Below are 14081 nucleotides of genomic sequence, written 5' to 3'. Positions count from 1 at the left end.
TTTTAAAAATTAATGTACGGTTTAGCAAAAGTTCATTTAAAAAATGAGTAAAATCAATGAAATATCCTGAAAAAATTCACCATTGGATAGCCGATAATGAGGTCGCCCTGTCTGATGAAGAAACATATTTACCCAAATATAATCCAGCGAATGGATCTCAACTGGGTTTGGTAGCTGAGGGCAAAGAACATCAAATAATTTTTATGACCGCAATAGCGGCTTTTGAAGATTGGTCACGCATATCCGTCATTAAAAGGAGCGAAATTTTAAGAACAGCAACCCAGCTTATGGAGTCTCGCAAACAAGAAATAATTGAAATTGTTGCGCTGGAAACAGGTAAGTCACCCAAAGATGCCAGCGGCGAAGTACAAGCCGCCATTGAGCTTGGTTACTTTATCGCCGGTGAAGGCAGACGATTTTACGGCCAAACAACAACAAGCGCGATACCCGACAGATTTGCCTACACCATACGCCAACCTATTGGAATTTGCGCTTTAATCACCTCCTTTAACACACCTATTGCTAATGTGGCCTGGAAAGCGTTTCCGGCATTGCTGTGTGGAAATACGGTGATTATGAAGCCATCGGAATATACGCCCTATACTGCCATATGGTTCGCCAAGGTATTAAAAGAAGCAGGACTGCCAATGGGGGTTTTTTCAGTAATTCAAGGCGGTATTCGAACGGGTAGATTCTTGGTTAGTAATAATGATGTTAACCTTGTCAGTTTTACGGGTTCAGTAACGGCGGGCCGGGAAATTGCCGAAATGGCCGGCAGAAGACTTGCCAGAGTTTGTCTGGAACTTGGCGGTAAAAATCCTCTCGTTGTTTGCGATGACGCTGATATTGATTGGGCGGTTGAATGCGCTGTTTTTTCGGCATTCAGCAATGCCGGCCAACGCTGCGCTTCGGCAAGCAGGATTATTGTCTTTGATTCAATTTACGAAAAATTCAAACAAAAAATGTGTGATAAAACTTTGGCTCTAAAAATAGGGTTCACAGATAAAGATAATTTGGGACCAGTGATCAGTCAAAAACAGCACGATCAAATTTTACAAAATATACAGCTTGCCTGGGAAGAAAAAGCTAAAATATTAACCGGTGGCCGACATTTCAACCATCCAGAATTTCCCAATGGTTATTATATTGAACCCACGATTATTGAAGAAGCAAAACCCAATACGCAGATCTCCCAAAAAGAATTGTTCGGACCAGCAACATGCTTATTTAGAGTAAAAGATTTATCCGAAGCAACGGTACTTGCCAATAACTCTAAGTTCGGCCTAACGGGCGCCATTCACACTGATAGCATCAACCGCAAAGAATATTTCAAAAATCATTATAGAGCGGGTGTGATCTCAATTAACGGCCCGACTTGCGGGAGTGAACCGCATCTGCCATTCGGCGGACTGCGCGATTCCGGCAACGGCCGGCGCGAACCAGGCACTCAAGCACTTGATACTTATTCGGAATGGCAAACTATTTACGAAAAATACGATCTGAATTTAATTTAAACAAAACAAAACCCCGTTTGGGGTTTTTTAAATGTGTTCAAAACTTATGGCCTCATCTTTTTTAAGCGAAACTTTCAATGTTTTTCCATAAAATTCTTCGGCATAATACGGTTCAAGACCATCACCTGGCGACTTGAAATTAAGATCACCCCTACCGATAATATGGCCCGCCTGTAACTTTTTGGCGGCAACAATTTTCTTGCCCATTTTTAAACGGGCCGGTTTTTCTTCAGGATAAAAATTCTTAGTGCCATCTCCAAGCGCGGCATAAGTACGCTTCAAATCGCGGACCAATCTGCGCATGCCCGTCGGTTCAATGGAAAAAGCGTGATCAGTGCCTTTTGTCGCATGGCTAAGCGTAAAGTGCTTCTCTAAAATTCTGGCCCCTAAAATGTAGGCGGCAACCGGAAGGGCAATGCCGTTATAATGGTCGGACAGTCCGATAATAGCTTTCGGAAATTTTCTTAAATATGTCCCAATTACGTTCAAATCAAGTTTTTCAGGCTCGGTGGGATAAATCGCCGTACACTGGAGCAGGGCTATTTGATTATTGATGGGGATAACGGCTTCAAAGGCTCTTTCCACATCTGCCATCAACGCAGCACCGGTACTGATTATCATCGGTTTGCCAAAACTAGCAACATACTTAAGCAGTGGGGTATTGGTTAAATCGCCGGAAGCAATTTTAAAACATGGCATACCCAACTCGTGTAAAAAATCTGCGCTTGTAAAATCAAAAGCGGTCGCGAAGAAAATCAAATCAAGTTGTTTGGCATACTGCTTGAGCTCATAATAATCCGCATTGCTCAATTCCAGGGCTTCGCGGTGCAACCCATAGGTCGGACCAAAGGCATTTTCTGAATTATACGGCGAATTGTAAAATTGTTCGGTGTAAAGCTCGCGGTTGCTTCTTTTTTGCAACTTTACGGCGTCCACATCGCAACTTTTTGCCGCCTCAAACATTCGCTTGCAAATCTCCAAACTACCCTGGTGGTTATGGCCAATTTCCGCGATTACAAAACAGGGAGAGCGGTCATTAATTATCCTATTTCCCATGAGAAGTTCCATCACCCGAACTCCGTTTTTAAAAAACTAACTAAATCATTATTAGAACGTAAAACAAACTCCTAATTGAGTAAAGATTGACGACTTTTAAAAATAGTTTGTGGTAAAAGTCTGATTTTAATCATGAATGGCCTTTGTTGTCCAATCCAACTTGGGCCTAATTAGTCCGTTGTAAGTAGAGGTATAAAAAGGTGTAACCGAGGGAATAGGGCCTTCAAAAATTTTAAATGTCAGTAGGTTGTCCTCATGAATGTGCTTTATTTTCTTAACAACCTTGGTCCAAATAAAAAATCCAACACGATAGATGCCGGCAACCAAAAGATTTTTTGGAATAATAATTGTTTTTTCATACTCGCCCTTTGAGTACTTTTGACTTAGCGCGTCTGCAGTTGAAAACAATACTTCTCCGGACTCGTTGTATAAATACAAAAATGGGGTAATAGGTGTCATTTCGTCAATCACTGAAATCTTGATTTTTATTACTATGTCATCCTGCAACTCAAAACTGTCCTTCTGGTCTCCCCCAACCCCCTCCAAGCCAATTGAAAGCAACCTGACAGACTCGTCGCCTGGCGCAGTTAGGGGGTTATCCCAGATTCGTCTGCCAATTGTCCTATGATCAGACCGCAAATAACGGTCTATCGCTGTATGAGCATCGGCGTCAATCACAACTTCACCCTCCTTAAGCACAATGACTCTTTTGCAAAGCCGAGAGATAGATTCCATGTTGTGACTTACAAACAAAATAGTCCTATCTTCCTGCTGTGTTACTTCCTCCATCTTGCTTAAAGATTTTTTTTGAAATTCGGCATCGCCGACAGCTAAAACTTCGTCAACAACCAAAACGTCCGGATCCATATGGGCTGCCACCGAAAAAGCCAGTCGGACACTCATGCCGGATGAATAACGTTTAACCGGTATATCAATGAATTTTTCCACGCCGGCAAAAGAAACAATTTTATCAAATTTTTCTTCGATTTCCTTTTTTTTCATGCCCAAAATTGCACCGCCAAAAAAAACGTTTTCCCTGCCCGTTAACTCCGGATGAAAACCAGTTCCCACCTCAAGCAGAGAAGCCAGCTTACCTCCAATTCTTATTTCCCCTTTAGTTGGCGGCGTAATCCGGCTTAAAATCTTAAGAAGGGTTGATTTGCCAGCGCCGTTGGCTCCAATTATTCCCACTATTTCACCTTTTTTAATTGAGATACTTATGTCTTTTAATGCCCAGAATTCTCCTTTCTTAAAGTTTTCTTCGCCCCCAAAAATACGAAAAGGATTTCGAAAAAAAGATGCAATTATGTCTCGCAACGCAAGATACCTGCGCTGACGGTGCGCGATATTATACTTCTTGGAAACGTTTTTTATTTCAATAATTGGTGAATTCATCCCGTACGAAGTAGCTGCTGCGCAGCTATAAATATAAGTTACAGGCGCAGAACTACTGTTATTTTGTATTTGATATTCCCGTTCGTTTAGCCCGCCAGGGCTACTTCGTTCGGGATTAGACGATATCGGCAAAATATTTTTCAGTATTTCTGAAAATAACAATCCCAACCATAAAAATAGCCACGCCAACGGCTCCCGATATGGCAAGCAGTGCCCAATTAACTGGTGAGCCGCCCAAAATTGCAGATCGGGCCGCTTTAATCACTCCTGTCATGGGATTAGCAGCAAGTATCCAAGAATACTTATGCAAAATGCTGGGTGGGTAAATAACGGGTGTTACGAAAAGCAGTGTTTGAATAAAGAACGGGAGTGCATACCGCACATCTCTATATTTAACGTTGATTGCCGCAAGTATCATCCCTCCGCCGACAGAAATCAAAAAAGTGATTAATAGTAGGAGTGGCAAAATTAAAAGACCTGCGAGGTTTGGCAGATATCCGTAATATATCATCAGAATTACAAGCATCCCTGAAGCAATAAAAAAGTCCACGAATTGGGTAACCGTAGACGATATGGGCATGAGCAAGCGCGGAAAATAAACCTTGGTAATAATCCCCTGATTGCCGACCAGACTGTTGCTGGCACCAGACAAAGACGCAGAAAAAAACTGCCACAAAAGAAGACCGACAAAGACAAATATGGGATAGGGAATTCCATCCGAGGGCATTTTGGCAAAGTTGCCGAAAAAAATACTAAAAATAACCATCGTAATAAAGGGCTGGAAAAGCGCCCACAAAATACCAATCGCCGTTTGTTTATAACGAATCTTTATGTCGCGCCATGTAAAAAAATAGAGAAGCTCACGGTAATCCCAAATCTCAGCGACTTCGCGCCAAGAAAATTTCTTTTTTGATTTTATGATTATTTCCATATTTATGACTGCTAGGCTTACATGTTTACGGCATTTCTGCAATCGTAAATCCGAGCTGGTATTTTGCCGGAAAATTCTTCATAAACTGTTTTACAAGAAGAAAAATACTTTACATATGGGCTATCAGAATGCAAGCGGGGAATTTCAATTATTAAGTAGTGATTTTTAAAATTTTTAAGAATATCCGTATAGCTTGATTCAAATTTAGGTGCGGCGTAAAGCCGTCTTTCGTACTTGCCTATTTTTAACAGTTCGCGGTAACCGATATTGTTATAAGTAATCACCCTTTTTATGTCCGGATTGTTTTTTATAAACTCAACAGCGTTTTTCAATACCACGGCCGGGCTACCGTTGATTTTGCCAAATAAGTACTCTTCAACAAAAATACCGTTATATAAAAGCCCAAGAATTATAATTACTATCCAAAACTGTTTTCGCCAGTTTAAATTTTTAAAAGCCGCGATTGCCAAAACAGCGGTTATTAACCAAATAAGTGCCATAAATAACCAGGAAACATAAAAACCCATCGGACCCGAACCGCCGATGAACGGAAACAAAAAATCCCACTTTAAGCTAAGAATGCGGTTAAACCATTCTGTTTTGGGATACAGTGCCGGCACGAAATGAGGCAAAAACTGAAGAAAAAACAAAGCCGATCCGATAGCACAACCGAACACAATGGCCCTCCGCTTATTATAGACGCCGCTACCTTCAAAAATGTTGCTTACGACGACACCCGAAATAATGGACAACGGCACAATCATGAATTGAAAATAACGGTCCAGCGCGCCAGATGAAAAGTCAAAAAGTACCAAGTAGAAAGTTAGCCCAAGAAAAAGAAAAATTATAAAAAGACGCAACTTTCTTGCCAAATCCCTTGTTAAAAACAAAAGCGGCAACAACAGGAGCGGCGAACTGTATAGTAGGGCCTTGAAAAATTGAATCGAAATCTGAAGATAATTCCTGCCGGAAAAAACCACAAAATGTTTCCAATAAGAAAGCGGCCTTGAAACGTTAGCGTTGGGCAAGACATACATAATTCCCAAAATCAGTAAAAATAATAAGGCAAACAGACCAGCGACTATTAAGACAATCTTGGATAACTTTTGACGGGATAATGAGTGTTTTTGTGAATACAAAAAATCCAAAACAAAGGCGCTAGACGCAATAATAAAACTTACCTTAGTTAGAGACCCCAGAAAAATAGAAACTGCTAAAACGCCTCCCCAAATAAATTTATTTTTTAAATTTACACTTTCCCTCCATTTAAAATAGGAGGTGGCTGAAAGTAAAAAAAAGAAAGGCAAGACCTGCCCGTCAGTATCTATCATTAAAGAAGCCAAGACACTAAAAAAACCAGCGCTGAAAAATAAAGAGCTCCAAAACGCGGCTTTTGTGGAAAATCTACGTTTTACTAAAGCAAAAAGCAGCCAAAAATTAATAATACCGAACAGAAACGGCAAATAGCGCAAATGATCCTCGCCAAATGTGCTTACCGCCGCTATAAAAACTAGATTGGTAAATGGTGGGTGAACAAATCCTCCCAAGCCCTCCAAACCGGCGCTGCCAAGTCCTGGCCAAACCCGTTCATCCTCATGGTATGGCAAATCCAAACCTGGAATTCTTAAAACTAAAAATAATATAAAAATTATAACCAGGAACAGGGGTATTTTTTTGTACAATTTGGAAAACATATAAAAACGGTTTGGCGACATCCTTTAAAACTATATCAGAAAATATGCGGATTAAAAACATCGGCCTTCTTGCGCACTCGTTCTATCCATTTGGGATTATCCAGATACCATTTTATGGTAGTCGCAAATGCTTTCTTAAAATTATATTTTGGTTTCCAGCCAAACTCTCTTTTTATTTTAGACGAATCAACAGAGTAACGACGATCGTGGCCGGGACGGTCAGCCACAAATTCAATCCTGGATTCGTTACGGCCAAAGTAATCAAGAATTAATTTTGCAATTTCACGGTTGCTCATTTCGTTGTCGGCTCCAATATTGTAAACCTCACCCGGTTTGCCCTTAAATAAGCAGAGTTCCAACGCTCGGCAATGGTCTAAAACATAAATCCAGTCGCGTACATTTCTGCCATCGCCGTAAAGGGGCAGTTTTTTGTCCTCTAACATTCTTAATATAAAAAATGGGATTAGTTTTTCGGGATACTGGTATGGCCCGTAATTATTGGAGCAATGGGTAACCACAACCGGCACGCCCCAGGTTTTAAAATAAGCGTTGCAAAGCAAATCTCCGCCGGCCTTGGTGGCAGAATAAGGAGCATTTGGGCAAAACACGGTATTTTCTTTAAATTTTTTTTTAGAACCAAGGCTCAAACTGCCAAAAACTTCATCGGTGGAAACCTGAACATAGTTTTTTACACCATATTTTTTGACCGCCTCCAAAAAATTAAAAACACCTATGATGTTGGCGTAAATAAACTCTCCGGCGCCAACATGAATACTGCGATCAACATGAGTTTCTGCGGCAAAATTTATTACATAGTTTGGTTTATAGTTTCTAAAAACTTTGTATACCAAATCATTTTCGGCAATATCGCCTTTGATAAATTTATATCGTCTGTTACTGACAACATCTTTGAGATTGTCAGGGTTGCCGGAATAAGTCAGCTTGTCTAAATTAACTATCCTAATTTTCGGGTACTTACCCAAAATATATCTAATAAAATTAGAGCCGATAAATCCGGCTCCGCCGGCAACCAAAATTGTGGACGCATTTTTATTTCGTAACACAATTGGAGTATAAAATACTGGAAATCTTAGTCAATCTGTGATTTAATTGGCTAATGTGGCAGAACAAAACCATATCAGTTGTTATTTCAACTTACAAAGAAAAAAATTCAGTTAGAAAGATGGCTGACGATTTTTTTAATACCGGACGTGTTGACGAAGTAATAGTGGTTAATAATAATGCAGAACCAGGAACAGATGATGAAATCCGCAAAACCAGGTCACGACTTATCTATGAATCTAAACAGGGATACGGCTATGGTTACCGGCGGGGCATCAAGGAAGCCAGCGGCGATTATGTTGTTTTGTGTGAAGCTGATAATACCTACGCCGCAGAAGACCTGGAACGGTTTTTGGTTTTTGCAAGAGATTTCCCAATTGTGGTCGGATCACGCACCAATCGCAGTACCATATTTGATACTAAAACCATGAATCTATTAAGAAGACTAAGCAACGTGATCTACGCCAAAGTTATAGAGATTATCTACTCCACCACGACCTTAACTGATATTGGCTGCACTTATAAACTTTTCCGCAAAGAAGCTCTGCGTAAACTTGAACCGCAATTCCAAACTACTAATTCACTTTTTGCAACTGAACTTGTGCTTCTTGCGGCTGTAAACAGAATCCCATTTGTAGAGATACCGGTTACATTCCGTGAGCGGGTTGGGATTTCAGGAACAATCCCCCACTTTGGCAAACTTATTGAGTGGGCTATTCGTATCTGGGTTTTTATTTGGATCTATTGGTGGAAATGGCAGTGGAAAAAACTTTTCCATCACAACTCAAACTTCTAAAATGTCATGGTGGGAATTTATCACTTTATCCCAGGTTTGGTTTAACGCCATTTCCGCCACAATCGTTTCGGCTCTCTTATAAAATTCCGCGTTAAAAAACTGGCTCATTTTTGATTGAAGCTCCTGTTCACTTTGTGGATCAAACAAAAATTCTTCCGGCATTTTGACTAATAACCCATTCTCACGGCTTAAAAGCACCGGTTTACCAAACGATAAACACTCTAAAATAAAATTTGGGTTAAACTCGGTAAGCGCCGGCCCAATGCCCACCCACGAAGAAGAAATGTATTCAAACAATTTATCCTGATTTACTTTTGAAATTATATCGATGTGGTTGGCTGAGGGTAAATTAGAGATAACTTTTTCCAGCTTTTCCCTGTCCGGCCCCTCGCCTATCAACACCAGCTTTCCCTTGTTAAATTGTCGCCATACGCCGTCAAAAGCCCTGATTACTAGCTCTAGATTTTTATATGCCACAAAGCGACCGGCAAATAAAACCGTCGGTTCGCTGCTTAACTCAAAACTAATCGGCTGTCGCTTAAAAACGGGATTGAGAATAATTGTAATTTTGCCGGCTGGAACATCGTAATATTTCTGATAAATCTCCGACAGAAACGGCGTATAAAAAACTATTTTATCAAATTTCGGCAGGATGAATTTTATAGTTTTGAAAAGCCACGGCCTGTCAATCAAATATAGTCCTTGTTTGTAATAATTAACAAAAGATACCAGACGTTTGCCACCCTCGACTATGCGTTCCCAAATTGGATCACCCGGAACGCGAATTATAATTTTTTTTCGCAATACTTTACCGACGATAAAAACAGGAATTCCGGCGGTTGACAAATTAAAAGCATACAGTGTTTTTGCGCCAAAAGCCTGTTTAAATAAGACAAGTAGGTATTTAAGATGTCTTGGTAGTGGCGATAACTTATTAGAAATTCTGATAACTTTAAACGGAAATTGTTCCGGACCATCATAGTCGCCATAGGCAATAACTACCGGCAGGTGGCCTCTTCCTGCTAACGCTTCAGCAATTTTACGCACATGTATCGCCGGCCCGCCAACATCGGGATAAAATATACCTGTAGCTAGGACGATTTTTATCGGTCTTACGGCCATTTTATAGTGTTTTAAACTTTTTATTCACCGCGGCCAATACTTCATCTGCCGCCTCCACGCAATTACCTATTTTGCCAGAAAAAATTGTTATTGTTTTGGGATCAATTCTTGAAACAACTGTCGGCCTCTCATCGGTTTTTTCTTTGTGGGGCAACACTGTGCGGAAAGTAAACATGGAACCAACATGTTCTGCCTTAGACAAATCGGGTATAAATTCCGACCCGGATTCAATAAATTTACTGAAATTGGTTACTGGCGGATTTTTTATTATTCCTTTGTTCAAAAGTTTTTTGAAAACCGGATCAAACTTCGGGTACGGACCGATATTGGTTTGGTGTATGGCATGCACCACGTTGCCCAATAAAAACATGCCAGTCTTACTAAAGGGATCAACGCACATGAATGGTCCGTCCATAACAACAAAACATTTGCGATTAAATTTTCGCGGCAAGCGCACTACTGGCTTCTCGCAAAGTTCAAATTGATAATTTCTGCGGTGGGCTTGTGGAAGCAATTCATTAATCATCGCGTAGGTCGCAATAACCGTGAAATCATATTTTTTTAAATTTTTATGATTCGCCGCTTCGCCCAATCTCACATTAACCTCCGCTTTATTTAGCTTCTGCCAACAAATTTTACGTAGAGCTGTGGGATCAATTCTCTTTTCTTCTCCCTTGGCTGACAACTCGAGTTTTTCATGGTTGACCAGGCCCGGCTTGGCTACTATATATTTCAAATCTAATTTTTGGCAAACATTTTTGTGTTCTTGGGCCGAAACTAAACTGCCCTCCTTGGCTATGCAATAATAATGTTCCTCGCTGCCAATTGTAGCACTGCCATATTCTTTCAAAAAACTCTCTTCGGCTCGCAAACAACTGCGCATGGTGTCTAAACTGCGCGGATAGTGGTAACCGCGATGCAAACGAAACTGATTAATTCCCGATGCCACTTGTAATATGTCTTTTTCTCTTTCAAAAAGATCAACGCTAAAACCGGCTCTCGCAAGACGTACCGCCGCTGTTACACCAAAAATACCACCTCCCACAACGGCGATTTTGGCTTTTTGGCTGTTATTTTGCTTCTTTTTCATCATTATTTGTTTGTAAACCTTAGCAAAAATTCCTCTATTTTGGAAGCGATTACTTTGTGGCTAAAATTATTAAGAATATATTCCCTGCCCGATTCACCCATCTGTTTAGCAAAGTCATCGTCTTTTAAAATTTTGTAAATTGCCACCGCCAACTGTTCGGGATTATTCGGCTCAACCAGCAAACCGCTTTTTCCATCTTGAACAACCTCATCTATTGATCCTGTTTTAGTCGCCACTACCGGAATCCCACAGGCACTGGCTTCGGCCATAGCATAGCCGAATTGCTCTTCCCAGCCGCCAGATGGCACGCTCGGATAGACAAAGATGTCGGACACATTCAGCAGAGCCGGCAATTGGTCATTTGGCATCCAGTCAAGAAAAATAATTTTATCTTGCAATTTTAAACTTTTCACTTGCAATTTTAAACTTTCTTCTTCAGAACCGGTACCGACAATTATGAGTTTAGTAACTGGCAACTGGTAATTAGTAACTAGTAATTTTATAGCATCAATTAGAACGTTCAGGCCTTTGCGTTTATCAAGGGCACCGTAGAATAAAATTAACTTTTCATCCGACTTAATGCCGAGTTTTTGTCGCCAGTCACTTATTATGTCAGCCCTGCTTAAAGGTCTAAATTTTTCCGTATTTATTCCGGCAATTGGCGAAACTAAAATTCTTAATTCGTGTTTCTTGCTTCTTAATTCTTCGATAATTTTAGCTGCTTTTTTGTTACCGCAAATCACGCCGTCCGCAAACCAAAAATTAAGACGCACAAGCATATTGGAAAGTTTGAGTTTTAACCCTGTCATTCTATCTTCTGACACTACGTTTTGCCAAGTAAAAAGTATATGCTCCAAACCGCAAAGTTTTGCAATTATACCGTTACATAAAGTCGTAAGCAGATTGGGCTCGGAACAAGAATAAAGAACTTTTGCATCATATTTTATTTTCAGATATGGCAATAAAAAAAAGATGCCGGGCAACCAGCCCTTGAATAAACCCCTTATCAAGTGACCACCATAAGACATTGACTTCAAACCATAAATGGTGAAATCGGGTTTTTGCTCAAGTTTGATTCTTATTTTACCGGCTTTGGCTAGCCAGAGTTTTGGCAAAACAAAAACAAAATTATCTTTATTTTTCAAATACTCAAAAACCTTAAAATAATAAGGGAAAGCATATGGAAACCCAGTTATTATAATCGGCTTTATTTTTTTCATGCTTACTACTTACTACTTATTACTTGATGCTTGCTACTAATTTCTGCGCCCATTGTTTTTGTGAATGATGGCTAATTATTATATCCCGCAATTTTTGGCGAAGCCTGGTCTTGATTTCCCCATCTAAATTTAAAACTTTTACCAACTTTTTAGCTAAGTCGTGTGGATCATCTTGGCCAAACAAGAGTTGTTCCCGAAGTTCGTCATCAAAAAACTTCAACCAGGCACGATTTGATGATAACAACAAAGCGCCAGATGACATTGCCTCGAGCATTGTCTTGTCAAAGCTTCCGGTCGGCGTCATGTTGACCACCGCATCGGCCTCCTGAAAAAAAGCTGCGGTTTGTGAGTGAGGAATTCGTCCGGTCCATTTAATTTTTTCTGATACGCCAAGATCTGACGCTAGTTTATTTAAAGAATTAATATATTCTTCATCGCTGGCGTTACTGGAGCCACCCACTATCTCCACCTCTATTTTATTATATAGTTCAAGTTGGTGTTTTTTTAATTCCGAGATTGCTTCAAGTAATATATCTAATTTTTTAATCGGCGATATGCGTCCGAGATATAAAATTTTGTTTGGCTTGCGTTTATTTTCATCGGGTTTAAAAAAGTCAGTGTCTATCCCCTGCCCAATCGATATAAGTTTATCGGTTTTAAAAGGAAATGCCTCTGACACTGAACAGAAAATTTTATCAACCAATTTTTCAGCCAACCGTAATTTCCAACTGCCACGCCAAACCGCATACCAAAGATACAATTTCTTTTTCAAAATTCTAACCAAAAATGATGCCGCAATGACCCATGAAGGCGCCATAATTACAAAAACACCATCATAATCATGCCTTAATCGCCAAAGCAAACACCAAAATTTTAAGATGCGCGAAACTGGATTTGGGTTTTGTTTTTTTTCTATAGAAAAAACTCTTAAATTGTCGGCATGGTCAAATTCGCCAAGATATTGAGTTACCACAACAATCGCCGGCAGGCGCATAGCCAATTCATTAACCCAGCCGACAAAAAAACCAAGCAAATCGTCATTTTTATCAAACTTATTTACAAAAATTAGTAGTTTACTCATGGGTTATTTTTTGTAGTTTTTCGGCATAGTTCTTAATGGCAGACTGTTTTTCAAAATGACCGGCTATTTCCAAACCGTTGGACCGATATTTTTGGTATTTTACGGTGTTTTCTAGTAATTCCTGCGCTTTTTGTGAAATATCTGAAGAATCCCAATTTATAAATCCACCGGATTCGTCGTCCCTTATAACGTCCGGCACGATACCGACGGGTGTGGCAAGAACCGGCACACCGCAAGCCATTGCCTCCAATACAACGCGAGGACCGCCTTCGTTATATGAAGGCATAACTAAAATGTGGGATTGATTTAGCAACCTGGCCACTTCTTGAGAATCCCTGGCCCAACCATGAAAAATAATATTAGTTTCTAGTTTATAGTTCATAGTTTTCAGTTTTAAATTTTCTAATAATGGTCCGGTACCCACTATTAATAATTTTATATTTGGCATTTGGATTTTTATATTTGACATTGCTTGCAATAGCAAGCCCGCTCCTTTGTTTTCTACCAAACGGCCGATAAAAATCAGATCATATTGCTTTTGAATACCCACTGGTTTAAAAACGTTCAGATCGATATAAAACGAGGGCACATGGACAATTTTTTCTTCGGGCACGCCGGATTTGACCAAAAACTCTGGGACTTGGTGTTGGTTGACAACACGGACTGCTTTGGCTTTAGCCGCATCAAATTTTATAAAACACCTCGTAGCAAATTTATAAACCATTTCTTTGAAACTGGCTGCTTTCGGATGGCCAGGAATGTGATGTATTTCTAAAACATACGGAATACGGGTTTTTTTCCAAAGCAGTCGCGCACCTATACCGTTATAAAATGGGGGGTATTCATGAACGGTTACCAAATCAAACTTTTGTTCATTGTAAATCTCGTAACCCTTTTTCAAAATCCACCACGACTGCAACCACAGTGACCACGGGGAAGAATGAATTTTGACGTTGTCAAATAATTTTAAATTTTCAATTTTAAATTTTAAATTTGGCTTGGGCGTTATTATGTCAATTCTCTCCCAGTATTTATGAAACTCTTCCAGCATATTATAAAACGCACCGCGTTTACCCTCGACCAACGAACGATCTCCCGAAATCATTAGTAATTTCATAGA

At 39.9% G+C, this 14081-nt stretch carries 12 protein-coding genes; 2 read left to right on the top strand and 10 right to left on the bottom strand.

Features of this window, described 5'->3' with window-relative positions:
* Window positions 1–56: 56 nt before the first annotated feature.
* Window positions 57–1514, top strand: a complete 1458-nt coding sequence (locus tag HYT61_01140) for an aldehyde dehydrogenase (GenBank protein ID MBI2062828.1) — start codon at window positions 57–59, stop codon at window positions 1512–1514.
* 27 nt (window positions 1515–1541) lie between these two features.
* Here the strand turns inward: HYT61_01140 and HYT61_01135 are convergent, their stop codons facing one another.
* The 5 genes from HYT61_01135 to rfbB form a co-directional block, all read right to left on the bottom strand.
* Entirely contained in the window at window positions 1542–2582 is a 1041-nt protein-coding gene (locus tag HYT61_01135) for an N-acetylneuraminate synthase family protein (protein MBI2062827.1), read from the bottom strand.
* A 114-nt stretch (window positions 2583–2696) separates the two neighbouring features.
* A complete protein-coding gene (locus tag HYT61_01130) occupies window positions 2697–3953 on the bottom strand; it encodes an ABC transporter ATP-binding protein (GenBank protein MBI2062826.1) in 1257 nt (418 codons plus the stop codon).
* Window positions 3954–4080: 127 nt separating this feature from the next.
* On the bottom strand, window positions 4081–4896 hold the full coding sequence (locus HYT61_01125) for an ABC transporter permease (protein ID MBI2062825.1): 816 nt from the start codon (window positions 4894–4896) through the stop codon (window positions 4081–4083).
* Between the two features lie 17 nt (window positions 4897–4913).
* Window positions 4914–6590, bottom strand: a complete 1677-nt coding sequence (locus HYT61_01120; protein MBI2062824.1) for a glycosyltransferase family 39 protein — start codon at window positions 6588–6590, stop codon at window positions 4914–4916.
* 35 nt (window positions 6591–6625) lie between these two features.
* Window positions 6626–7654, bottom strand: coding sequence for a dTDP-glucose 4,6-dehydratase (gene rfbB / locus HYT61_01115; protein MBI2062823.1), 1029 nt, complete (start codon window positions 7652–7654; stop codon window positions 6626–6628).
* 53 nt (window positions 7655–7707) lie between these two features.
* On the opposite strand from rfbB, the gene HYT61_01110 reads away from it, so the two are divergent.
* Window positions 7708–8448, top strand: a complete 741-nt coding sequence (locus tag HYT61_01110; GenBank protein ID MBI2062822.1) for a glycosyltransferase family 2 protein — start codon at window positions 7708–7710, stop codon at window positions 8446–8448.
* Here the strand turns inward: HYT61_01110 and HYT61_01105 are convergent.
* The 5 genes from HYT61_01105 to HYT61_01085 are packed head-to-tail and all read right to left on the bottom strand — an operon-like array spanning window position 8437 to window position 14078.
* Window positions 8437–9570: a glycosyltransferase family 4 protein gene (locus tag HYT61_01105; protein ID MBI2062821.1), complete on the bottom strand. Its 1134-nt coding sequence runs from the start codon at window positions 9568–9570 to the stop codon at window positions 8437–8439. The genes HYT61_01110 and HYT61_01105 overlap by 12 nt on opposite strands.
* A 1-nt stretch (window position 9571) precedes the next feature.
* Window positions 9572–10663, bottom strand: a complete 1092-nt coding sequence (locus HYT61_01100; GenBank protein ID MBI2062820.1) for an FAD-dependent oxidoreductase — start codon at window positions 10661–10663, stop codon at window positions 9572–9574.
* The gene (locus HYT61_01095) at window positions 10663–11880 is read right to left on the bottom strand and encodes a glycosyltransferase family 4 protein (protein MBI2062819.1); all 1218 of its coding nucleotides are present in this window, start codon (window positions 11878–11880) and stop codon (window positions 10663–10665) included. The genes HYT61_01100 and HYT61_01095 overlap by 1 nt, the downstream gene beginning before the upstream one ends.
* Window positions 11881–11899: 19 nt before the next feature.
* Window positions 11900–12961 carry a glycosyltransferase family 4 protein gene (locus HYT61_01090; GenBank protein MBI2062818.1) on the bottom strand — a complete coding sequence of 354 codons (1062 nt, stop codon included), beginning with the start codon at window positions 12959–12961 and terminating at the stop codon, window positions 11900–11902.
* On the bottom strand, window positions 12954–14078 hold the full coding sequence (locus tag HYT61_01085; protein MBI2062817.1) for a glycosyltransferase family 4 protein: 1125 nt from the start codon (window positions 14076–14078) through the stop codon (window positions 12954–12956). Before HYT61_01085 ends, HYT61_01090 begins: the two co-directional genes overlap by 8 nt.
* Between the last annotated feature and the right edge of the window lie 3 nt (window positions 14079–14081).

The sequence above is a fragment of the Candidatus Yanofskybacteria bacterium genome (genome assembly GCA_016181175.1).
Classification (GTDB): Bacteria; Patescibacteriota; Minisyncoccia; order 2-02-FULL-40-12; family IGHO2-01-FULL-4-A; genus 2-01-FULL-44-17.
Note: the sequence above shows the minus strand (reverse complement) of the source record. Positions and strands in the feature narration are given on the sequence as shown.

Coding starts and splice junctions, on each gene's coding strand:
- HYT61_01140 (MBI2062828.1), top strand. CDS start 57: ATGAAATATCCTGAAAAAATTCACCATTGGATAGCCGATAATGAGGTC.
- HYT61_01135 (MBI2062827.1), bottom strand. CDS start 2,582: ATGGAACTTCTCATGGGAAATAGGATAATTAATGACCGCTCTCCCTGT.
- HYT61_01125 (MBI2062825.1), bottom strand. CDS start 4,896: ATGGAAATAATCATAAAATCAAAAAAGAAATTTTCTTGGCGCGAAGTC.
- HYT61_01120 (MBI2062824.1), bottom strand. CDS start 6,590: ATGTTTTCCAAATTGTACAAAAAAATACCCCTGTTCCTGGTTATAATT.
- HYT61_01110 (MBI2062822.1), top strand. CDS start 7,708: ATGTGGCAGAACAAAACCATATCAGTTGTTATTTCAACTTACAAAGAA.
- HYT61_01105 (MBI2062821.1), bottom strand. CDS start 9,570: ATGGCCGTAAGACCGATAAAAATCGTCCTAGCTACAGGTATATTTTAT.
- HYT61_01100 (MBI2062820.1), bottom strand. CDS start 10,663: ATGATGAAAAAGAAGCAAAATAACAGCCAAAAAGCCAAAATCGCCGTT.
- HYT61_01095 (MBI2062819.1), bottom strand. CDS start 11,880: ATGAAAAAAATAAAGCCGATTATAATAACTGGGTTTCCATATGCTTTC.
- HYT61_01090 (MBI2062818.1), bottom strand. CDS start 12,961: ATGAGTAAACTACTAATTTTTGTAAATAAGTTTGATAAAAATGACGAT.
- HYT61_01085 (MBI2062817.1), bottom strand. CDS start 14,078: ATGAAATTACTAATGATTTCGGGAGATCGTTCGTTGGTCGAGGGTAAA.